This window comes from Rossellomorea sp. GCM10028870 (assembly GCF_042666755.1).
In the GTDB taxonomy this organism is placed as follows: Bacteria; Bacillota; Bacilli; order Bacillales; family Bacillaceae_B; genus Rossellomorea.
The window spans coordinates 151,739-173,459 of the sequence record NZ_JBHTGN010000001.1 but is presented as its reverse complement, the minus strand read 5'-3'; the positions used below and the strand labels follow the sequence as shown (position 1 = coordinate 173,459).

The following is a 21,721-nucleotide window of genomic DNA, read 5'->3' as shown; positions in this document are numbered from 1 at the left end:
TCCTCCTCGGGTCCTTTATTTTTCGTTAACTGGTGCAAGCACCAAGAACATACTGCGACCATCCATTTTCGGTTTTGATTCAACGGTTGCTACATCTTTACACTCATCACTGAAGCGATCCAGAACACGTTGACCAATTTCTTTGTGCGTAATCGCACGACCTTTAAATCGGATTGACGCTTTAACTTTGTCTCCTTTTTCAAGGAACTTACGAGCGTTACGAAGCTTAGTGTTGAAATCATGCTCATCAATCGTCGGGCTTAAACGAACCTCTTTAAGATTGATGATCTTCTGATTCTTACGTGCTTCTTTTTCTTTCTTCTGTTGTTCAAACTTAAACTTACCGTAGTCCATGATACGAGCAACGGGTGGTTTTGCATTTGGAGCAACAAGAACAAGATCAAGATTTACACGTTCAGCAATTTCAAGAGCTTCATTCTTGGTTTTAATCCCAAGTTGCTCACCGTTTTGATCGATAAGACGTACTTCACGGGCACGAATCGTTTCGTTTAAGATCATGTCTTTGCTAATAATTAGCCACCTCCAAGGTTTATTAAAAGAATACACGGCTTTGGTCGACGCACTCGGACCTTTTTCTGCATGCTTGAAGCAAACAAAAAAAGATGCGAGTGTCGAAACACCCGCACCTGATTATTAAGCATATATAAATGGCTTTAATAGTCAATCACATACCTGGAAACAACTTTAGAAAGCGTTATTCAGGTGAGAAGCGGGTAGCCTCTACTTGTACCAAACTGTATTCAATTCACCTTAGATACTATATCACATGACAAAACCGCTGTCAAATAATCATTTAATATCACAACGTATTTCATAATATCAGACATCTAAGGAGAGTGCAACAGTTTTTTTGAATTTTATATGGGAGGGACGGACCTTGATGCAAGGTCCGTCCCTCTTCCTCATTTTATCGTTTTGCTTCTTTTGTGATGTCTCCGATAAACTCTTCAAGGGAGATTGTTTCTGATTTCTGCTCTCCGTATTTACGGACGTTGACAGCCGTTTCCTTGATTTCATTGTCTCCCACTACAAGCATGTAAGGGACTTTACTCATCTGTGCTTCACGGATTTTGTAGCCGATCTTTTCATTACGATCGTCAATCTCGACACGTAATCCTTCAGCTTGAAGCTTTTCTTTCACTTCTTTCGCATAGTCAAAGTGAACATCCGGAGAAACCGGGATTACCTGAACCTGCGTTGGAGCGAGCCATGTCGGGAATGCTCCTTTGTATTCTTCAATCAGGAATGCCACGAAGCGTTCCATTGTGGATACGACACCACGGTGAATGACTACCGGACGGTGCTGCTTCCCGTCTTCCCCTACATATGTTAAGTCAAAGCGCTCCGGAAGCAGGAAATCCAGTTGAACCGTTGATAGAGTTTCTTCCTTACCAAGGGCTGTTTTCACTTGAACGTCCAGTTTAGGGCCGTAGAATGCCGCTTCCCCTTCAGCTTCAAAGTACTCAACGTCGAGTTCATCCATGGCTTCCTTGATCATCCCTTGTGCACGGTTCCACATCTCATCATCATCGAAGTACTTCTCAGTATCCTCAGGGTCACGATAAGACAGGCGGAAGGAATAGTCCTTCAGATCAAAGTCTTTGTACACTTCCTGAACCAGGCGTACGACACGCTTGAATTCTTCCTTGATTTGATCGGGACGGACAAAGATATGAGCATCGTTCAGAGTCATTCCACGTACACGTTGAAGTCCTGATAGTGCTCCTGATAATTCGTAACGGTGCATCAGACCAAGCTCGGCGATACGGATCGGAAGCTCACGATAGCTGTGAATGCCGTTTTTGTAAATCATCATATGATGAGGGCAGTTCATTGGACGGAGAACAAGGTCTTCGTTATCCATTTCCATAACCGGGAACATGTTTTCCTGATAGTGATCCCAGTGACCGCTTGTTTTATAAAGTTCAACACTTCCCATGACAGGAGTGTACACGTGATCATAGCCTAAGCGCTCTTCTTTATCCACGATATAGCGCTCGATGATGCGACGGATCGTTGCACCTTTAGGCAGCCACATCGGCAGACCTTGTCCCACTTTTTGTGAGTTCATGAATAGGTTTAATTCTTTTCCGATTTTACGGTGATCACGCTCTTTCGCTTCTTCTAAAAGACGCAGATGCTCTTCCAGGTCTTCTTTCTTGAAAAAGGCAGTACCGTAAATTCGTTGAAGCATTTTGTTATCGCTGTTCCCGCGCCAGTATGCCCCGGCGATGCTCAACAGCTTAAACTCTTTAATTTTATTAGTGGACGGAATGTGGATCCCACGACATAGATCGAAGAATTCACCTTGCTCGTAAATCGAGACTTGCTCGCCCTCTGGAATCGCTTCAAGTAATTCAAGCTTATACTCGTCACCGATTTCTTCATACATTTTCTGAGCTTCGTCGCGACTGACTTCTTTACGAACCACCTCTAAGTTTTCACCAGTGATCTTCTTCATTTCTTTCTCGATCAATGGCAGGTCCTCTGGTGTAAACGTGTGCTCGGAATCAATATCATAATAAAACCCGCCTTCGATGACCGGTCCGATTCCGAGCTTTGTCTCAGGGTATAAACGTTTAATCGCCTGAGCCATTAAATGAGCTGTACTGTGACGAAGAATTTCCAGAGCATCTTCTCCTGGAGGTGTAACGATTTCTATCGCCCCATCCTCTTGGATCCCTGTACGCAAGTCGATTAATACATTATTTATTTTACCAGCGAGCGCCTTCTTTTTCAGTCCGGGACTGATGGACGCAGCAATCTCTTCTGTTGTCGTCCCTTTAGGAAACTCCTTTACATTTCCATCAGGGAACTGAATTTTCACTACTTCTGACATGTAATTTCACTCCTTAAATAATCTCTATAAAACATAAAAAACCCCGCCCCTTCACGTTTGAAGGGACGAGGTTAATAAGTAAACTCGTGGTTCCACCCAACTTCTCATTGTGCCCAAAATACAGACAATGACTTCATTGAAAACGAATAACGACATTTAGCCGTCAATCATTACTGTGAATCCGTCAAGATTCAGTTCATAATTGAAGTTCCGAGGTGGTAAATATCACTACCGAATTAGGAAGCTTGCAGCCGGGAGACTTCCCTCTCTGTGAATGGAATAGGAATATTCTTGTCCTCATCATAACCTTTATTTATTGACTTATTATGTAGGTATTATAATCGGTTATGTTTTGAAAAGCAAGCCTATTCATTCGCGATATCCCACGAAGGATACAGAAGCGTGTCAGGAAAATAACTCAACGGCAGGAGATCGATCCGTTCTTCGAAAATGTTCTGAAGCGTCCTGATCAATTGATGGTCACCATTTCCATAGACGAGTATCTTTTCCGGGGCAATGGATAATAACGGAGCAATGGTGTACGAATCAACATATAAGGGATGATTCGTCAATAATCGTTTATCAATCGCCTTTGTCAGTTCCTGGCGTGTCAGCTCTTTCATGTCTTCATCAAAGAAACGATAGCCGTAACCCGTCGAGTACAGATGGATCGTGCGCATTTTCTGCTCCCTTGATGCTAGATACTCCCGCAGCATATGAACAAACATTTGATATTCCTGCTCCATCTTATATTCATCTATAGCAAGATCCACCATGAGGAGGAGTCTCTCCTGAAGGTTCTTCAGCCTGAACTTGCTAAAGGAGTCGAATGATATGGGAGTCTTTCCTTCCAACAATAGCTCCAGGCTGTCATGGACGTATTTGACCTCGTCCCATTCACCAATCAGCTCCATCAATTCAGGTCGTTCACCCATCCTCATCTCTGATACGACTTCTAATATTTGATTGATTTCATCAACATCTTCATAGAAATAATTTTCTTTCAGGGCTGATTCGGACCAGTCCATGCATTTATCATTTAAGACAAAGTGTGAAACCCCATTGAATAGCTTTTCTCTTTCCTTGAAGAAGGGGGAAACCTCTATCGTCAGATTATAGTGAGTTGTATGTTGAAAGAGCGTTTCATGAAACCATGATTGGATGAACTCTTTATTGAGGTATTCTTGAAGCTTTACCGCATCACTTTTTTGCTTAAAAATAAATTCAATCAAACTTTCTCGCCTCCTTAAACCCAATTCCCTGATTTATATATATGGGAGGCTTGTATAAATTAGAAGTTGATGAGTGAATTTAATTGACTCTTTTCTTCACTATGTAGTTATGGACACCATGAACATGCGTTCGCTTCCGTGCACGATGAGTGAATCCGGCCGTTTCTTTCGATAATCCGGACGTTTCTCTCGGAAATCAGGACGTTTCTCTCGGAAATCCAGCCGTTTCTTTCGGAAATCCGGCCGTTTCTCTCGATAATCCAGCCGTTTCTCTCATAATCCAGCCGTTTCTCTCGATAATCCAGCCGAAAACCTCCATAATCCAGCCGTTTTGCAATAATTGTAAAAAAATCACATCAAAATGTCCAATGTCTACACCTAAATTTACACACATAAAAAAGAGAGGAAATCGCATCGCATGTAATTTCCTCTCTTTCAATCTATTCTCTTCTATTCCTTCCATCGATCAACACAGGTTGGGATAGATATTTAATCCGCTCCATGATCCTTGCCGCCTTCAGCTTTTCTTCTTCTCCTCTTTGGCTGTATGTCAAATGATGAGTCAGCTCGCTGAAGTTGAAGTTGGAGGTGAAGAATGTAGGCAGGTTCTCAAGCATTCTGTACTGGAGGATCGTCCCCAGGATCTCATCTCTCCCCCAGCTAGACATCGTTTCTGCGCCGATGTCATCGAGCATGAGTATCGGGGCTGATTTTACCATCTCAAGCTTTTCATTCACCGTATTATCACCGAGTGATTGTTTGATCTCCCTGAAGAACTCAGGAACATACACGATAAGAGAACCGATTTTTTTCTCGGCGAGTTCATTGGCCATGGCCCCTAACAAATAGGACTTGCCGACCCCGAACTTCCCGTAAAAATAGAGTCCTTTCATTTTCGTGCCCTCTGTATAGGTCTCCACGAAATTCTTTGCAAGCCGCACTGCTTCCAGACGGCTTTTCGAATCAAGGTCAAGGGTTGAGAAAGATGCTTGTAAAATATCCTTCGGTACATACAGGCTTTTGATTAGACGCTGGGCGCTCGTCCTTTCATCGTGGATGACTTTTCGAGGGCAGCGATGATAATCAATGTCGATTGTGTTGCCCCTGATCACTAAGTGGGGATCATACCCCTCCATCATATTCTTGCACTCCTGTAAAGAAGGGCAATAACGGCATTCCTTACTTTGAGAAATGTATTCATATAACTTCATAAGGCTCTCATTCACCATTTCCCCTGTAACACGGTCTTCATTCCTGCGAATAAAATCCTTCACATCATTGTTTTCAAGAATCTCTTTTTTCATTTGCTCATATCTTTGTTGAAACGAACCAGAAGCCGCCAACCTTTTCAGGGTGTTGTTTATTCTTTCCACCGCTATGTTCACCTACTTCCGAAAATTTTTAAGCTCTTCTTCGAGTTTTTTCTTCTCTGCCTCGAAATCGTATTCTTCCTGAGAGGAATCGTTTTCTTTCTCCACTTCTCCTTCTTGGAACCATTCCGGGAGTTTTTCTGTCCGAATCGGCTTTCTTCGCCTATTCGTTTTATTTTCCTTTTTCCCTTCAGCCCACTCCAAATACTGCTTGTGTTCCTTCTTGGCTAAATCCATTGCTTCGCTTGCAGTCGTAACCTTTTTCCTCGACCAATGAGATGCGATTTTTTCCATATATCCCTTTGTCAGCTTCATATCTGTTTTTAATAGGACATATTGTATAAGAACGTTCATAACACCAAGCGGCAGCTTCTGTGACATGAGCACTTCTTCTACGGCCTGCAGATCAGACTTAGAAGGGGCACCGCCATTCGAAATATCAGATAGTACGTCTTTTGGAGACGTGTTTTCAAGGTATTCAATCAGCTCCTCTTCTTTGGAGAGGGGTTTATACGCTGGTTCAGGTTTCTTGGTCTCGATTCTGGTAGTCAAATCGGGCAATTGATCCCCTGTTTGTAGCCCATACCAATCCCGTGCAGTTTTACGCAATAATTCTATATCGATGGTATCATCAGCATCCAGGGAACTTAAGACGATATTTTTCATTTGAATAGGATCGATGCCGTATAAATAGCTCAGCTTCAGTACCGTTTCCTTCACAGTCGCTGTAAAGGCTTTTCGCGGAACCATGGATTCGGATAATCCCGCCAGCAATAACTGAAAATCAAAATCGATGTCGTCTAATGGAATCCCTTCATTCCTTCCATAGTTCATATATTGTTCACCAGACTTGGTTTCCGAATCCACATTTGCATCATGGTGAAGAAAATTAATTTGCTCCGATGTAAAAACATCCTGAAAGGATCGAGTGATATTCGAGTACTGCTGTTTATCAACCGATTCGTCAGTGAAAAACTTCTTCAAACGCAAGTAATGAGTTCTGCCGATTTTCCGGTAAAGATACACATTCAACATACCATCATGAAAGAATTCCTGAGGGGAAAGAGGAGGCTGCAGTTCATAGAGAAAGCTGCGGTCCCCGTTGTCCCTTTTTTCATATGCCTTTAACAAGCCGATTCCCTCAAGCTTCATCCGCGCTTCGTAGACGTCCTGAAGATTCACGGACAGTATGTTCATAAGGTGATAATGGGTGGAATCAGTCGACCAGAGCCGATTTTCTTCGACTTCTCCCCATAAACTCATATAAAGACTGTAGCACACTGAACCAATTAAAGGCTGGTACAGAAATGTAATGATTTTCCGGTCATATTCCTGAAGCATCCCATTTGTCCCTACCGTGTAGGGATCGATTGGCTGTATTTCATTCCAATGCTTCTTCATCATAGTTGGATTCTACCTTTCAAAGAAATAAAGAGAAAAGAGCTAAAGAATTACATCTTCAGCTCATTCTTCTACTCTTTTTTTATTAATTCTTTCAGTTCGTCTATAAATACATTAATATCCTTAAACTGTCGATAAACAGATGCAAAGCGTACGTATGCAACTTCATCTACCTTGGCAAGTTGATCCATGACCATCTCACCGATCTTAACGGATTCTACCTCAGAAGCACCTTGATTTCGGAGTTCCTTTTCAATATCCGTTGAGATCTTTTCTAATCTCTCAAGAGGTACCGGGCGCTTCTCACAAGCCTTGATCAACCCTCTCAAAATCTTCTCTCGACTAAACTCTTCTCTTACCCCTTCTTTTTTCACCACAATTAAAGGAAGCTCTTCTACCTTCTCGAAGGTCGTGAAGCGAAAAGTGCATTCTTCACATTCTCTTCTTCTCCTGATCGAACGTCCTTCATCAGCAGGCCGGGAGTCCACCACTCGGGTACCATTATGCTGGCAAGACGGGCATTTCATAATATCAGCTCCGTTATTACATACTCTTACTTTCATCATATAAAAAAGCTGCGCTGTACACAAGCTTCTATGGGATTTACCGTTATTTCACTTTTGTCAATTCACTATCAAGCTTCTGATAATAATGGCTGATCTGCGCTTTTAACACCGTATATGTACCAAAGACCTTCCCTTTGTCTGCACTCACCTTGAAATCGACTGCCGTTTCAAAAGGCCTTACGGTGATGACTGTTGCGACGATGAACAGTTGGGGAGTCCCATTTTTACGAACCGTGATTTCCCCTCTGTCCTTAGACTGGGAAATCACCTCATATTCAGAGGATGAGAATAACTCTAGTACTGCATTAAATGCACCTTGATGCATGGATTTATAATATCGTGATTGCAGGTCTTTATCTTCGTGCTTATCAGATGTCTCACATTCTGATTGAAATCGTTTAAACAGGGTACGTATTCCGCTCATATAAAGTTCCTCCCTTTATTTACCCTTATTTTACACGAAAACCGCACGAATGAAAATTCAAAATCAATTCCTTTACAAAAGCACAAAAAAAGAGATGCATCCAATACGCATCTCTTCTGAGTTATTTTCAATTAAAGGGCTTGTGCCTGAGACTTCTTCACTTGTACCGGACCCATACCACGTGGCAATTCGATTGTTTCACGCGTGTCAGCACCAAGAGCATCTGCAATATATTCAGCAGCGATGTTAGGATCTAAATCACCGCAAGTATATACATCTATACTGGCATAACCATGTTCAGGAAAACTGTGAATAGTCAGATGTGATTCTGAAATGATCACAACTCCACTCACACCTTGAGGAGCAAATTTATGGAAAGCTACCTCACGAACCTCTGCACCTGATTTAAGTGCAGCATCGACGAATGTTTTTTCAATTCCTACTACATCGTTTAATTTTTCAAAATCGCAACCCCATAATTCCGAGATTACATGACGACCCATTGTTTCCATTGAGTGTTTCCCCCTTTGACATAATTTTTTTCGTCAAAATGAACGTGTCCTTTGGCAAAATCTTAACTACCACGGGGGAAAGTTAGTCCGAAGAGGTCCTAACCCTTTAAGTAGTTAAATCAGTATTCATTTGCTAATAAGAAGTTCACGAAAAATAGTATACTTTGTTTAAAACTGTTTTGCAATAAATTTTTATAAACTTTTTTATATGGGTGGACGATCGGTTGATTGCAACGAGATTATGCGGGTTATCACCCAAAATAGTAAAGTGAGTTTTGGATTATGTTCTAAATGTTGACCGTTCCTTTTCGCTCCAGGCACTTGCTTTCCGCGGGGCGGGCGGTGAGCCTCCTCGGCTTCGCCTGCGGGGTCTCACCTGTCCCGCTATTCCCGCAGGAGTCAAGTGCCTTCCGCTACAATCCACTCTGGGATGCTACACTTTTTCTAATTATACTTTTTGATAGATAAACATAAAAAAGCTCCTTTGCAGAATTTGTTCCTAAAATATTTAATACATCCCCATTAAATAAAGTGTTCTATACCATCATTCTTAAAAAGCGAAATAAAAGAAAAAAAACGCACCTGGAAAGGTACGTTCTAAGGATGATGCTTATTGTTTATGTTGATTCTTTCAAACGTTGACTTCTTGTTTTGCGTTCATTTTTGTTGCTACGAATTTAGCCAGATCGACGACGCGGCATGAATAGCCCCACTCGTTATCGTACCAGGCAAGTACTTTCACTTTTCGATCTCCCATTACCATCGTGGATAATCCGTCGATGATCGCTGAATGAGGATTTGTATTAAAGTCGATCGAAACCAAAGGTTCTGTTGTGTATTGCAGCACTCCATGTAAAGAACCAAGAGATGCTGTAATAAATGCTTCGTTGATTTCTTCTACTGTTACGTCTCTTTTCACATCTACAACCAGGTCCACTAGTGAAACATTTGGTGTAGGGACACGTAATGCCATTCCGTGAAGCTTGCCGTTTAATTGAGGCAGAACCAATGATAATGCTTTTGCTGCACCAGTCGTTGTCGGGATGATCGACTGGCCGCACGCTCTCGCTCTTCTCAAATCTTTATGGGGATTATCAATATTTTTTTGGTCATTTGTGTAAGCATGGACTGTCGTCATAAGTCCGTTTTCAATACCAAATTGCTCATCTAATACCTTCGCAACTGGTGCTAAGCAGTTCGTTGTACAAGATGCATTTGAAATCACGCTGTGTTCTTCAATATTTAATGCGCTTTCATTTACACCCATCACAATGGTAACGTCTTCATTTTTACCTGGGGCCGTCAGGATGACTTTTTTGGCTCCCGCTTCTAAATGCAGGCTCGCTTTGTCTTTTGAATTGAATTTTCCTGTTGCTTCAATGACAATATCAATATCCAATTCGTTCCAAGGTAATGCTTTAGGATCACGATTGCTTAATAGTAGGACACGTTTCCCGTTGACGATGAGTGCATCATCTTCTGTCACTACATCTGCCTGGAATGTTCCATGATTTGTGTCATACTTTATTAAATGGGCTAGCGTTTCAGCTGGGTAGCTTGCGTTAATGGCTACAACCTCTAAGTTTTCCTCTAATATTGCTTTTCTGAAAACCATTCTCCCAATACGTCCAAAACCATTGATTGCAATTTTCGCCTTCATAAATCCGGCTCCCCTCTATATTAATGTTATACTTATATGTTTATTTGCTAAAAATAGTATAACATATTTAGAGAATTAGTTAATAAGTATTTTGCGGATTTTTAATGTTTTATTATTCTGACAAATCAGCTTATTGAATGTATATTTTTATGGATTGGATTCATACATTTTTTCAATGAAATAGATTTTGATTTTAACATTGATCGTTCCTTTCCGCTCCAGGCACTTTCTTTCCGCGGGGAGGAAGTCGAGCCTCCTTGGCTGCGCCTGCGGGGTCTCGACCTTTCCTCTATTTCCCGCAGGAGTAAAGTGCCTACCGCTACAATCCACTCTGTGCTGATATATGTTTAGTGCCTATACATTTGAAAGACAAACACCTTAAAGCCTCTATAGTTACGATTAGAATTTCTCCTATTTACAAATACAAACCAAAAATCAATATTTATCAGCATAACTACTAATTATAGTGAGCCATAATAAAAAGCCGACAAGAGGTTTCTTGTCGGCTCATTTGCCATTCTATGGTTTTAGATTCCACTCCACTAAGAGTGCATCAAGCTGTTCTTTGGTCTCATGTAGAGATCCGTTGTTGTCGATGACTGCGTCGGCAAGGCTTGCTTTATCCTTTAAGGGGAATTGGGAAGCGATGCGGGATGATGCGTCTTCACGGTTAAAGTTGTTCCGCTCCATCAGGCGGGATAGTTGGGTTTCTTGGTCCACGTATACCACGACTGTGCGATCAACCATCCACGTCAAATCACTTTCGAATAAAAGAGGGATATCCATGAAAATCGTGTGTTTACCAGCTGCAATGGCTTCATCTTTATGTGCGAGCATCATGCTTCTGACGGCAGGATGAACGATTCCATTCAGCTTTTTTCGTTTTTCTTCAGAGTTAAAGATGATTTGACCGAGTTTTTCCCGATTGATGGTTGAATCGTGATCGTGCAGTATGTGTTCACCGAATTCTTCCACAATCGCAAGATAAGCAGGCTGATCAACCTCAACCACCATACGGGCGGCAAGGTCGGCGTCTATTATCGTATATCCTTTTTCATTTAACATAGTTGAAACTGTACTTTTACCACTTGCAATACCACCTGTTAATCCTATAATGGTTCCCATTATCGTATTCCTTTCTAGCTCAGCCACTAAAACCGGAGGATCCCTATAAGGATCAAGAGAACTCCCGGAAGAAATGATACTCGATGAATCCACCGTAAATGAGAGAAGAACTCTCCCATCTTCAATCCTGAGAATAAGAACGTAAAGCTCATCAACAGGATTGCCAAAGTAAGTAATAATGGCGAGAAATTTAATAACGCGGCACCGATTCCGGCACCGAATGCATCGAGTGACAGGGCGATCCCAAGCATGAATGCCTCGATTCCCGTAATCGTACCCGATCTATCAAAGTCTGCCGTTAACGGCCTTCTTAAAATTTGAACCACCAGGCCTATGGATTTGATCTCAAAGTTAATCAGCGTCTTTTCCTGGGATAATACCGTTTCTTTTTCCGGTCTAAAGAACTGGTACAATACGGCCGCTCCTATTACAACTAGAATCAGCCCGCCAATTCTGCCAGCCCAAACCGGTGTGATGATGGATCCGATGGTTTGACCGAGCAACATGGCTAACAATAAAGAGCTTGCCGAACAAATGGATATGATGCTGATTGATTTTGTAGGGATTTTCACTTTTCGTAATCCGTAGGTTAAACCGGTGCTAAAACTATCAAGACTTACAGCAAACGCCAGCAGTAATAAGGAGATTGTTTCACTCATCTAATAGCCCTCCCAAAAATCATTACAATACTATATGGTAAGGGCTTATCAGATGTTAAATGTTCTTTCTACCGTTGGCAATCAGGACAATAGTGAGTCCCTCTCCCTGCAGAAACCTTCTTCTCAATGGGAGTCCCACATTGACGGCACGGCTCTTCTTTCCGGCTATACACGTAGAGGTTCTGTTGGAACATCCCCATTTGACCCTGGGAATTCACGTAGGATCGAATCGTACTTCCACCCATTTCAACGGCTTCGGTTAGCGTATGAATAATTTCTTTATGCAAACGTTCAATTTCTTCCGTTGAAAGGGATTTTGATTTCCTGTCAGGATGTATACCCGCACGGAATAACGCTTCATCTACATAGATGTTCCCCAGTCCCACGAGGACCGTTTGATCTAATAATGTAGCTTTCACGATTCTATCTGTCTTGCGCAGCTTCTCTGTTAAGTAGTCTGTTGTAAACTCGGATTGGAATGGCTCCGGTCCCAACTGCAGGAGGGGAAGGTGAAGCAACTCCTCCCCTTTCTTGAAAAGGTGCATCGTCCCGAACTTCCGGACATCACGGTATCTGAGTTCTGTGTTATCCGTAAAATGAAAGATCACGTGGGTATGCTTTTCAATCGGGTCCCGGCTATCGGATACGTTATACTTTCCCTCCATTCTCAAGTGAGAAACAAGGGCCACGTCGTTTAAGTAAAAGATCAGGAATTTCCCTCTTCTTCTCATTTCAAGAATTTCCTGCCCCTTCAAGCTATGAACAAACTCATCGGGCTCGTCGGGGTTTTTAATCATCTTTGGCCAAAAAACCGAGACGTCTTTGATTCTCTTCCCAATAACAAGAAGCTCTAACGTCCTTCTGACCGTTTCTACTTCAGGCAGCTCCGGCACTATGCCACCTCCTTCTCAAACTCTATTTCGCGTCGTACCAAGTCTGTCCGTATGAGTAATCGACCTTTAATGGAACCTCAAGCTCCATTGCATTCTCCATCACTTCAGGAACAATCTTCTTCAATACTTCAATTTCTTCTTCAGGTGCTTCAAAGATCAATTCATCATGCACCTGTAACAATAATCGCGATTGAAGATTTTCTTCTTTTAATCGCGCTGCCATATCAATCATCGCCTTCTTGATGATATCGGCTGCACTTCCTTGAATCGGCGTGTTCATCGCTGTACGTTCAGCGAAACTTCTTAAGTTGAAATTACGGCTCGTGATTTCAGGAAGGTAGCGTCGTCGATTCAGCAGGGTCGTCACATACCCCTTCTGCTTTGCATCCTGAACGATGTCATCCATATACTCTTTTACCCCGGGGAAGCTTTCTAAATATTTCTTAATGAATTCCCCTGCTTCTTTTCGTGTAATATCCAGGCTTTGAGAAAGACCGTAGTCACTGATTCCGTAAACGATTCCGAAGTTAACGGCTTTCGCATGCCTTCTCATATTGGATGTGACCTCTTCCTTTGCCACCCCAAAGACGTCCATCGCTGTTTTCGTATGAATGTCCATATCATTCCTGAAGGCTTCCACTAATTTTTCATCCTTGGCAATATGAGCCAGTACACGCAGTTCAATTTGAGAATAGTCCGCAGCGAACATGACCCAGCCCTCTTCAGATGGAATGAACGCCTGACGAATTTTTCTTCCTTCCTCAAGTCTGATCGGAATGTTTTGCAGGTTAGGGTCTGTCGAGCTTAGTCGGCCAGTTTGTGTAAGGGCCTGATTAAACCGTGTATGAATCTTACTGGAATCTTTATGGACGACCTTCAATAACCCCTCTAAATAAGTGGATTGTAACTTCCCTAACTGACGGTAATGAAGGATATGATCAATGATTTCATGTTTGGACTGCAGTTTTTCCAATACATCCGCAGAAGTGGAATAACCGGTTTTCGTTTTCTTGACGACTGGTAAACCCAATTTTTCAAAAAGAATCACCCCAAGCTGCTTGGGAGAATTTATGTTAAAGCTTTCGCCAGCTTGTTCATGGATATTCTTTTCTAATTCTTCCAAACGGTGAGCTAGCTCATCCTTCATGGTGAGCAAACGCTCCTGATCCACCTTCACACCCGTGAATTCCATTTCGGCTAAAATAAGGGCAAGGGGTAATTCTAACTCGGTGAATAATTCATAGAGATCATTTTCTTTCAACTCTTCCATGCATGTGTTCATTAACTCATGAAGAATGAATGCTTTTCGTGCAAGATGCTCTGATAGAATTTCAGTAGAAGGAATTTTCTGCTTGGCACCTTTTCCATAAACCGCTTCATCCGATTCGATAGAAGGCTGACCGTGTCCTTTTGAAATAGAAGCAAAGTCTTCACTCGATTCAGAAGGATTAATAATATAAGACGCTAACAGGAGATCGAACTCAATCCCTTTCATGTCAATTCCTTGTCTTTTTAAAGCAACGACGGTTTCCTTCGAGTTGTAAACATATTTCGCTGCGCTTTCGTTTTCTGCCCAATCCTTAAAGGCTTCAGAATTCAATGCGGTCTCAAGCGTAAAGAAAATCGTGCCTTTCTCATTGTGCAGACTCATCCCGATTATTTCTCCGAGGTGATAATTCTCCTCAAGCATTTCAATGTATAATGAACTTTCGTTTGTAAGATGTTCTTCTGTGATGGTTTCAACTATTTCAAAGGAGATATCATCCAGCTCCTGGGGCTCCTCCTGGGTGGACTCACCCATCTTCTCAAGTAATGAGTTGAATCCGAGATCCCGGTATACTTCCTTTAGTTTTCCTTCATCCATACCATCATAATTCAATTCTTCTACTCGGATCTCGATTGGAGCTTCTCTGAGGATGGTCGCCAGCTCTTTACTCATGATCGCTTGTTCTTTATTTTCTTCGAGCTTTTCTTTTAATTTTTTCCCACTCACCTGGTCAACGGAGTCAAGCAGCTTTTCAAGGGAATCAAATTCTTTTAGCAGTTTGATCGCTGTTTTCTCACCTACACCCGGCACACCGGGAATATTATCTGAGCTATCCCCCATAAGGCCTTTCATATCGATGATGCGATCAGGTGTGATTTCCCACTTTTCTTTAATGTGCTCGGGAGTATACACTTCGATATCCGTTATGCCTTTTCTCGTAATACAAACCGTCGTAGTCTTCGAGCTTAACTGTGTTAAGTCCTTATCCCCGGAATACACTTTTACCTCAAATCCGTCAGATTCCGCTTGTAGAGAGAGTGTTCCGATAATGTCATCCGCTTCATAGTTTTCTTTTTCATAGCGCTTAATTCCGTAAGCATCCAATAGTTCACGGATATATGGGAACTGCTCGGACAATTCTGGTGGGGTTTTTTGTCTGCCACCTTTGTATTCCTTGAATGTCTTATGTCTGAAAGTCGTTTTTCCTGCATCAAACGCGACTAAAATATGCGATGGTTTTTCGTCTTCCAATATTTTTTGCAGCATGGTGGTAAAACCATACACTGCGTTTGTATGTACACCCTTGTCGTTATTCAATAAAGGCAGTGCAAAGAATGCACGGTAAGCAATGCTATTGCCATCGATCAATACTAATTTTTTGGACATGTAAGTACCTCCTGTAAAGGCTTCTGTTTCTATACGTATATTCTATCATGTTGGGGAATGAAAGGAAAAATGGGGCACTTATAATAGGGAAGGAGATTGCAGCTTTCATCTCAGAACTGCGTGCCACCAAAACAGAGCTTAGCATATCAGCTATCTTTCAGAAGCCAGCTTACATAAAAAAACTCTTGAAGATTGGATACTTACCCATCTTCAAGAGCTTCTTCATTTATTCCGTATATCCCATCAACAGCCTTGCATAAGGGGAGTCGGATGGTAAAATAATGACCGTTTTATCATCCACTGTTTTCTTATATGTTTCCAGTGTTTTATAGAGGTCGTAGAAGTCGGGATCCTTCGAGAACGACTTGTTGTAAATTTGTGCCGCTTCGGATTCTCCTTCTGCCCTGATGACATTGGCGTCCGCCCCCGCTTTTGCCAGCAGCTCCTTCACCTCACGATCTGTTTCAGCCGTGATTCTTTGTTTCTCCGCATCCCCCATGGAAAGGTATTCCTGAGCCTTTGATTCACGCTCTGAAATCATGCGCGTATAAACAGAGTTTTCATTTGCTTCCGGTAAATCCGTACGCTTCATGCGAACGTCCTGAACGACAATCCCATATCCATCCCTGTCAAGCAGCTCATTCACCTTGGCAGTCACTCGATCGTTTAAGCTTCCACGTGAAGACTTTTCATCATTGATGATTTCATCATACTCCAGCTGACCAAGCTCTGACCTGACGACAGAGTAGATGAACTCTTCCATTTTCGTCTCCGCATTGATCACCGTTCTTGCATTCTTGATCATTTTAAGAGGATCTTCGATTCGCCAGACGGCATAGTTGTCGATGAGCATCCGCTTTTTGTCTTTCGTATTGATTTCGGCTTCCGTTACATCATACGTCATTTGATGCTTAGGTAGGGTTGTGACAGACTGAATGAACGGAATCTTATATTTCAAGCCAGGTTCTTTGTCTATTCTTACAACTTCCCCAAATTGACGGACGACTTTATATTCCCCTTCTTTGACAATAAAGAGATTTGTAAATAGGAGAAGGAGGACAGCAAGGAGAATGACAAGGAAGATCCCTAGCTTTGTATACCGTTTCCACTCAATCGGTTCCCTTTTTTTGCGATTGATGTCAAAGACGTTTTGATCACTCATTCTCATCACTTCCTTCCTGTTTAACCGGGGCGTTTTGATTTTCCAGTTGACGGATAGGGAAGTATTTCAACGTTTCTCCACTATCCTTCATGATGTAGATTTCCGCATTTGGCAGAACATTTTCCAGGGTTTCCAACACAAGACGTTTTCTTGTGATCTCAGGATTCGATTTATATTCATTGTAGAGCTTATCGAAAACGGCTACATCTCCACGTGCCTGCTCCACACGTGCAATCTTATCCCCTTTTGCCCTGGACATGATCGCATCTTTTTCACCTTGTGCTTCATTTGATCGTTGGTTCCGGTATTTCTTTGCTTCGTTGATTTTCGTATTCATCGTTTCCCTCGCATCCGTTACGGCTGTAAAAGCTGATCGAACCTCTGCATTCGGTAGCTCTACGTCCTGTAATTTGACAGCGAGTATGGAAATACCAATATCATAATCATCTATAAGGGTGGTTAATAAATCCCTCACGTCTGCCTCGATTTCAGCTTTTCCCGACGTTAACGCATCATCTATCAAGGAGCTTCCTATAATGCTTCTTAGTGAAGATGAAGTGGCATCATAAAGAATTTCCTTCGGGTTGTCAGAGTTAAATAAGTAACTTTCAGGATCCGTGATTTTCCATTGAACCACGAGATCGGCGAGAACGATATATTCATCTCCTGTGATCATCTTCGTTTCTTTTGGGAAATCCTTTATCTTCCCATCCTTTTCTTCATACCCGAATTGAAGACTGAAGGTTTCTTTCGATAGGACTTCTACGGATTGCATTGGCCATGGCATCTTGAAATGCAGGCCAGGCTCCACAACCGGCTCACCGGCTTCCCCAAATGTCAACACAAGAGCTTGTTCCGATTCATCAACGGTATACCAGGAAGTCAATAGCACAACAATCAAAATAACCGCTGCCACAACCATCCCTGTTACCATGTAAATTCGTTTTAAAGTCATATGCACCCTCCCTTTTCTATCTCTATATCTTATTAAGCGCTTACTAAGATATACGGACTTACTACAAAAAGGTTTCAAGAATATTAAGAGAATATGACAAATAGAGGCAGTATACTTTTTAATGAAAAATTAACTTGAGGAAAAAGGGGATGGATAAAGCCGGTACGTATAGTTTCGACCCACACCGACATTCATTTAAAGGCAACGCTTTCAAAATGAAAAGCGAAAAGACGAGAACGGGGTTAGTTCTCGCCTTTTCTTAACACCTTGGATGAAGGGGTTTCACTTAGTATCGTAACACCCTTTTATTAACAGGACTTAAATCTATTGTAAATGCAATGTAAAATAATTGTAAACTTACTAAGATTTGCTCGTCCCTTCACCCAACGTATAGCTTGAAGACTGTTTGTATAAGGAGACTGTGAACGTCGTGCCTTCATTCACTTCACTGTCCACTTCAATATTTCCTTCATGGGCTTCGATTATATGCTTCACAATGGCTAAACCTAAGCCCGTTCCGCCAGAATTACGGCTTCTTGCTTTGTCCACCCGGTAAAATCGTTCAAAAATGCGTGGAAGTTCTTCTTTACTGATTCCCATGCCATTATCCTTGATGCTCACATGAACCTTTTCTTTATCTTCCATCACTGAAATCAAGACATCTCCGCCCTTTGGAGTGTAAACAATGGCGTTGCTGATCAAATTAATAAAAACTTGCTTTAATCGATAGGAGTCTACTTCTGCAAGCCCCCTTGAATCAAAGGAAGTTTGAAGAGAGATGTCTTTTGATTTCGCTTTTTCATTCAGAATAGGCATCACGTCTTCAATTAAAGCAGCAACCTCAACCTCTTGAAGGGAGAGCTCGAACCCCTGTTTTTCAATCTTGGATAATTCCAGCAAGTCTTGTATAAGAGATTGCAGACGGTCGCTTTCCATCAGAATGATATCCAGGAAAGATTTTAACGTTTCAGGATCATTCATCGCCCCATCCAATAACGTTTCCGAGAAACCTTTAATAGAGGTGATCGGTGTTTTCAACTCATGGGAAACATTCGCGACAAAGTCTTTTCTCATTTGCTCGAGCTTTTTGAGCTCCGTGATGTCATGGAATACCACGACAATCCCTTTCCACTCATCGTTATGACCGATGATCGGAGCTCCATATACTTCATAATGCTTTCTTTCTATTTTATGAGGAAGAAGGATCTGCTTTCTTAACCGTTCCTCTGTCATGAAGATTTCTTCCACAAGCTTATTCACTTCCTGATAGTGAATGACCTCATGGTATCTTACTTTTTTCAGCTGGCTTTCTTCCAGATTAAAGAAATCCCTGAAGGTCCTGTTCGTCAGTACAACAAACCCGCGATGATCAATTAATAGAAGGGCACTCCCCATATTTTCAATCAGCGTTGTTAAGCGGTCCTGCTGCATTTCCTGGGAATTCACCATTTCCTGAAGATTACGCGCGAGAATGTTAATGGAGGTACTTAACATAGTCGTTTCATCCAGGCGGTCTTCGTATGTCCTTGCCCGATAATTCCCCTTGGCGAGCTCCATTGCCACATTCGTTGCCGATTCAATGGGCTTTGTATACCTCACCGTAATTCTCGAACCCAAAATGATAATGAGAATTAACGCAAGACCCAGGGAAACGGATAGCACAAACCAAATTTGCTGTATCCCTTTCTCGAAGGCTTCTACTTCGGTACTCATGATAAGCAGTCCATTTAATTGGTCATTCTCCCCCTTAAGCGGGTACCAGTAATACCTGTACTCCACACCCGAAGTCACAAGTTTTCTATGCTTTTGCTTTACATCCCAGTTCTCCTGGATTTCATTGATGATCCTCTTTTGCTGAGGACCAACCAGTGATTCCGAGGTTTCCGTATCATGGACTACACTCCCTGATTTATCTAGAATGGTAATCCTGACATCCAATATGTCACTCAATTCTTTGATCATGTCCGGATTGATTTCTTTCGGTGTCCCGTTTTCTTCAATGGAATTAGCCAGTAACCTTGCCTCTTTTTGAATACGGGAATTAAATGTATCCAGATAGAAATTCTTGAAGATTTGACCTAAAAGCAAACCAAGCCCTATTAATACAGCGATGATCAGGGTGATTAGAGCAAAAAGAAGTTTTGTTCTAAACTTGGTCATCGATTTTTAGGCTCCTCCAATTTATATCCAAGACCACGGATGGTTTTAATATATATTGGCTTTTTCGTGTTGGATTCTATTTTTTCTCGTAGATGACTGATATGAACATCGACTATTCTGGTGTCTCCTGCGAAATCATAATTCCATACCGCACTCAGCAGTTGATCTCTCGTCAACACTCTGCCTTTATTATCCGTCAAGTATAATAGAAGCTCGAATTCCTTGGGTGTTAATTCCAGTAATTCTCCTTGGAAATACGCCTCATATTGTTCAGGATACACCTTTAATTCCCCTACTTCCTTGTAATCCGTAGGTTCCTGGGCAACTGGTTCTGCCGCTTCCTGAATGGCCTGGCTGCGTCTAAGGATCGCCTTGACCCTAGCAACCACTTCACGTGGACTGAACGGTTTTGTCATATAGTCGTCCGCCCCGAGCTCCAATCCAAGAACTTTATCAAATTCGTCATCCTTAGCCGTTAACATAAGAATGGGGATATTAATCTTCCTTTGTCGCAGTTCTTTACACACTTCAATTCCATCCATGGAAGGAAGCATGAGGTCAAGAATAATTAAGTCCGGGGATTGCTCAATCGCTTTATCCCTTCCTTCTTCACCATCATGTGCCGTTGTAACGGAATAACCGGATTGTTCAAGATTGTACTTTAAGAGTGTTGCAATAGATTGTTCATCATCGACTACCAAGATTTTTTTGCTCATTCAATGTGCCTCCATACAAAAGAAAATTAACCCCAACATCCAACGTAATTATGTAATTGTACTTCCATTATAATATAAATCTCGGGGCTTACCATCATTTAAAGAGATTTAACACTTTTTAGTTTTCTTGCAGTGCGTTACTAAGTGACTCAAACGTTGTTCTCTTCTTTAATAGGATGTACGATTCCCGCTTTCATTATCATTTTTATGCATAATAAAAGGAGCTATGGATATCATAGCTCCCTCTTGTTTTTAGAAGTTTTCTAATGCATGACTATTCATTTTTTCTAAGCGATGAGGTGGACAAACCTTGATTGTCCCGTTAATAACCGTCTCACTCTCTTCATTCGTAGCCGATACATTGATGGTTACTAAATGATTATCCGGATTCACTTCTGTCACTTCAAATAGAAATTGTACTGTGGCATAGTGATAGACCGGCTTAGGGAATTCAATATTTTGCTCTACTATATGAGAGCCCGGACCAGGTAGATATTTAGAAACGGCTGACGTGATGATGCCTGTTAACATGATTGAAGGAACAATCGGCTTTTTGAATGGCGTTTGAGAAGCATAATCATGCTGGATGTATAATGGATTGGCATCATTTGTGAGCCCTAAGTAAAGAAGCAGTTCGTTATCTTCTATTTTTTCTGTAAGGGTCAGCTTTTCACCAATCGTCATTTCCTCGATTTTTCTTCCCAGTTTTCTCTTTTTCCCTAATAACATAAGAAGCACCTCCGTGTATGTAAACGATTACAATTTTAAATAATAAAAATTGTTTTTATTATCTGTCTATTGATATTTTAACATTTATAGGGTTTCCATACAAAGAGTTTTTACGCATGGGGTGGTTATTTTTAAGAGGATTCTCTTCGTTTACTATTTTGCTACTGACTCTGCGGTTATGCTCTGTTCAATGAGTTTGGTGATTGATAGTAATAAGTCGATGAACAGAGCTATAAAGTTTGTTCAACTATGCTGCCCAATAATTGAAGAGGCAATGGCTTGGGAACAAGTTGGCTGATCTTCGCTTATTGCCCCGTTAGTTGAATATTTCTTATAAAAAATCTCCTCTTATTTAGCCTGTACGATTAGTATGCATCAAATGCAAAGTAGAAGCTATGCTTTTAGTATCTGGTATTATAATCACTTTATTTCTATATTGATCTAACCTTGCTTCAAAATTTGCCCTATCCCTCTCAAAATCTCTTGTCCATTTATACATCATTTTTAACATAGTAATATCTGGTTTATAATTACACTTTTCAAAACCAAGATTCTGCTTTAAAAACCGAATTAGAATCCTTATCTTTCACTTCCAAAGTGGTGTATCGCTTTTGAGCGGGGGGTTGCCTCGCTCATCTTTCCAA

Annotated in this window: 19 protein-coding genes and 2 other annotated features; all 19 genes read right to left on the bottom strand. The window is 41.6% G+C overall.

The features are described 5' to 3' along the window. Positions 1 to 15: 15 nt before the first annotated feature. The gene (gene infC, locus ACFQWC_RS00880) at positions 16 to 519 is read right to left on the bottom strand and encodes a translation initiation factor IF-3 (protein WP_044340447.1); all 504 of its coding nucleotides are present in this window, start codon (positions 517 to 519) and stop codon (positions 16 to 18) included. A 92-nt stretch (positions 520 to 611) separates the two neighbouring features. Beyond that, positions 612 to 753, bottom strand: a sequence feature (ribosomal protein L20 leader region). 175 nt (positions 754 to 928) lie between these two features. Next, the gene (thrS, locus tag ACFQWC_RS00875) at positions 929 to 2,860 is read right to left on the bottom strand and encodes a threonine--tRNA ligase (RefSeq protein WP_299738943.1); all 1,932 of its coding nucleotides are present in this window, start codon (positions 2,858 to 2,860) and stop codon (positions 929 to 931) included. 58 nt (positions 2,861 to 2,918) lie between these two features. Continuing rightward, positions 2,919 to 3,173: a binding site (T-box leader), on the bottom strand. 52 nt (positions 3,174 to 3,225) lie between these two features. Continuing rightward, a complete protein-coding gene (locus ACFQWC_RS00870) occupies positions 3,226 to 4,092 on the bottom strand; it encodes a putative sporulation protein YtxC (protein ID WP_299738945.1) in 867 nt (288 codons plus the stop codon). A gap of 196 nt (positions 4,093 to 4,288) precedes the next feature. After that, positions 4,289 to 4,531, bottom strand: a complete 243-nt coding sequence (locus ACFQWC_RS00865) for a hypothetical protein (protein WP_377105655.1) — start codon at positions 4,529 to 4,531, stop codon at positions 4,289 to 4,291. 1 nt (position 4,532) lies between these two features. Continuing rightward, positions 4,533 to 5,465 carry a primosomal protein DnaI gene (gene dnaI / locus ACFQWC_RS00860; RefSeq protein WP_299738949.1) on the bottom strand — a complete coding sequence of 311 codons (933 nt, stop codon included), beginning with the start codon at positions 5,463 to 5,465 and terminating at the stop codon, positions 4,533 to 4,535. 12 nt (positions 5,466 to 5,477) lie between these two features. Continuing rightward, complete coding sequence (locus ACFQWC_RS00855) at positions 5,478 to 6,866, bottom strand: replication initiation and membrane attachment family protein (RefSeq protein ID WP_341356699.1); 1,389 nt, start codon at positions 6,864 to 6,866, stop codon at positions 5,478 to 5,480. Between the two features lie 68 nt (positions 6,867 to 6,934). Further along, positions 6,935 to 7,390, bottom strand: coding sequence for a transcriptional regulator NrdR (nrdR, locus tag ACFQWC_RS00850; RefSeq protein WP_044340490.1), 456 nt, complete (start codon positions 7,388 to 7,390; stop codon positions 6,935 to 6,937). Positions 7,391 to 7,472: 82 nt separating this feature from the next. After that, positions 7,473 to 7,853: a cytosolic protein gene (locus ACFQWC_RS00845; RefSeq protein WP_299738953.1), complete on the bottom strand. Its 381-nt coding sequence runs from the start codon at positions 7,851 to 7,853 to the stop codon at positions 7,473 to 7,475. 131 nt (positions 7,854 to 7,984) lie between these two features. Further along, the gene (speD, locus tag ACFQWC_RS00840) at positions 7,985 to 8,365 is read right to left on the bottom strand and encodes an adenosylmethionine decarboxylase (RefSeq protein ID WP_034756998.1); all 381 of its coding nucleotides are present in this window, start codon (positions 8,363 to 8,365) and stop codon (positions 7,985 to 7,987) included. Between the two features lie 631 nt (positions 8,366 to 8,996). Next, positions 8,997 to 10,025, bottom strand: a complete 1,029-nt coding sequence (locus ACFQWC_RS00835; protein WP_377105651.1) for a glyceraldehyde-3-phosphate dehydrogenase — start codon at positions 10,023 to 10,025, stop codon at positions 8,997 to 8,999. Positions 10,026 to 10,544: 519 nt separating this feature from the next. Beyond that, positions 10,545 to 11,150: a dephospho-CoA kinase gene (gene coaE / locus ACFQWC_RS00830; RefSeq protein WP_299738964.1), complete on the bottom strand. Its 606-nt coding sequence runs from the start codon at positions 11,148 to 11,150 to the stop codon at positions 10,545 to 10,547. A gap of 26 nt (positions 11,151 to 11,176) precedes the next feature. After that, positions 11,177 to 11,809: a sporulation membrane protein YtaF gene (gene ytaF / locus ACFQWC_RS00825; RefSeq protein ID WP_299738965.1), complete on the bottom strand. Its 633-nt coding sequence runs from the start codon at positions 11,807 to 11,809 to the stop codon at positions 11,177 to 11,179. A gap of 68 nt (positions 11,810 to 11,877) precedes the next feature. Then, positions 11,878 to 12,702, bottom strand: a complete 825-nt coding sequence (gene mutM, locus ACFQWC_RS00820; RefSeq protein ID WP_377105648.1) for a DNA-formamidopyrimidine glycosylase — start codon at positions 12,700 to 12,702, stop codon at positions 11,878 to 11,880. Positions 12,703 to 12,724: 22 nt separating this feature from the next. Next, the gene (polA, locus tag ACFQWC_RS00815; RefSeq protein ID WP_377105646.1) at positions 12,725 to 15,355 is read right to left on the bottom strand and encodes a DNA polymerase I; all 2,631 of its coding nucleotides are present in this window, start codon (positions 15,353 to 15,355) and stop codon (positions 12,725 to 12,727) included. 226 nt (positions 15,356 to 15,581) lie between these two features. After that, positions 15,582 to 16,517, bottom strand: a complete 936-nt coding sequence (gene hflC, locus ACFQWC_RS00810; RefSeq protein ID WP_341356703.1) for a protease modulator HflC — start codon at positions 16,515 to 16,517, stop codon at positions 15,582 to 15,584. Next, positions 16,510 to 17,472, bottom strand: coding sequence for an FtsH protease activity modulator HflK (hflK, locus tag ACFQWC_RS00805; RefSeq protein ID WP_299738973.1), 963 nt, complete (start codon positions 17,470 to 17,472; stop codon positions 16,510 to 16,512). Before hflK ends, hflC begins: the two co-directional genes overlap by 8 nt. A 360-nt stretch (positions 17,473 to 17,832) precedes the next feature. Next, entirely contained in the window at positions 17,833 to 19,632 is a 1,800-nt protein-coding gene (pnpS, locus tag ACFQWC_RS00800) for a two-component system histidine kinase PnpS (RefSeq protein WP_299738975.1), read from the bottom strand. Next, the gene (locus ACFQWC_RS00795; protein WP_299738977.1) at positions 19,629 to 20,348 is read right to left on the bottom strand and encodes a response regulator transcription factor; all 720 of its coding nucleotides are present in this window, start codon (positions 20,346 to 20,348) and stop codon (positions 19,629 to 19,631) included. The genes pnpS and ACFQWC_RS00795 overlap by 4 nt, the downstream gene beginning before the upstream one ends. A 252-nt stretch (positions 20,349 to 20,600) precedes the next feature. After that, positions 20,601 to 21,077 carry a MaoC family dehydratase gene (locus ACFQWC_RS00790; RefSeq protein ID WP_299738979.1) on the bottom strand — a complete coding sequence of 159 codons (477 nt, stop codon included), beginning with the start codon at positions 21,075 to 21,077 and terminating at the stop codon, positions 20,601 to 20,603. Between the last annotated feature and the right edge of the window lie 644 nt (positions 21,078 to 21,721).

Excerpts from the sequence above, each read along its gene's own strand:
- infC (WP_044340447.1), bottom strand. The coding sequence starts at position 519 with ATGATCTTAAACGAAACGATTCGTGCCCGTGAAGTACGTCTTATCGAT.
- thrS (WP_299738943.1), bottom strand. The coding sequence starts at position 2,860 with ATGTCAGAAGTAGTGAAAATTCAGTTCCCTGATGGAAATGTAAAGGAG.
- ACFQWC_RS00855 (WP_341356699.1), bottom strand. The coding sequence starts at position 6,866 with ATGATGAAGAAGCATTGGAATGAAATACAGCCAATCGATCCCTACACG.
- nrdR (WP_044340490.1), bottom strand. The coding sequence starts at position 7,390 with ATGAAATGCCCGTCTTGCCAGCATAATGGTACCCGAGTGGTGGACTCC.
- ACFQWC_RS00845 (WP_299738953.1), bottom strand. The coding sequence starts at position 7,853 with ATGAGCGGAATACGTACCCTGTTTAAACGATTTCAATCAGAATGTGAG.
- speD (WP_034756998.1), bottom strand. The coding sequence starts at position 8,365 with ATGGAAACAATGGGTCGTCATGTAATCTCGGAATTATGGGGTTGCGAT.
- ACFQWC_RS00835 (WP_377105651.1), bottom strand. The coding sequence starts at position 10,025 with ATGAAGGCGAAAATTGCAATCAATGGTTTTGGACGTATTGGGAGAATG.
- coaE (WP_299738964.1), bottom strand. The coding sequence starts at position 11,150 with ATGGGAACCATTATAGGATTAACAGGTGGTATTGCAAGTGGTAAAAGT.
- ytaF (WP_299738965.1), bottom strand. The coding sequence starts at position 11,809 with ATGAGTGAAACAATCTCCTTATTACTGCTGGCGTTTGCTGTAAGTCTT.
- polA (WP_377105646.1), bottom strand. The coding sequence starts at position 15,355 with ATGTCCAAAAAATTAGTATTGATCGATGGCAATAGCATTGCTTACCGT.
- hflC (WP_341356703.1), bottom strand. The coding sequence starts at position 16,517 with ATGAGTGATCAAAACGTCTTTGACATCAATCGCAAAAAAAGGGAACCG.
- hflK (WP_299738973.1), bottom strand. The coding sequence starts at position 17,472 with ATGACTTTAAAACGAATTTACATGGTAACAGGGATGGTTGTGGCAGCG.
- pnpS (WP_299738975.1), bottom strand. The coding sequence starts at position 19,632 with ATGACCAAGTTTAGAACAAAACTTCTTTTTGCTCTAATCACCCTGATC.
- ACFQWC_RS00795 (WP_299738977.1), bottom strand. The coding sequence starts at position 20,348 with ATGAGCAAAAAAATCTTGGTAGTCGATGATGAACAATCTATTGCAACA.
- ACFQWC_RS00790 (WP_299738979.1), bottom strand. The coding sequence starts at position 21,077 with ATGTTATTAGGGAAAAAGAGAAAACTGGGAAGAAAAATCGAGGAAATG.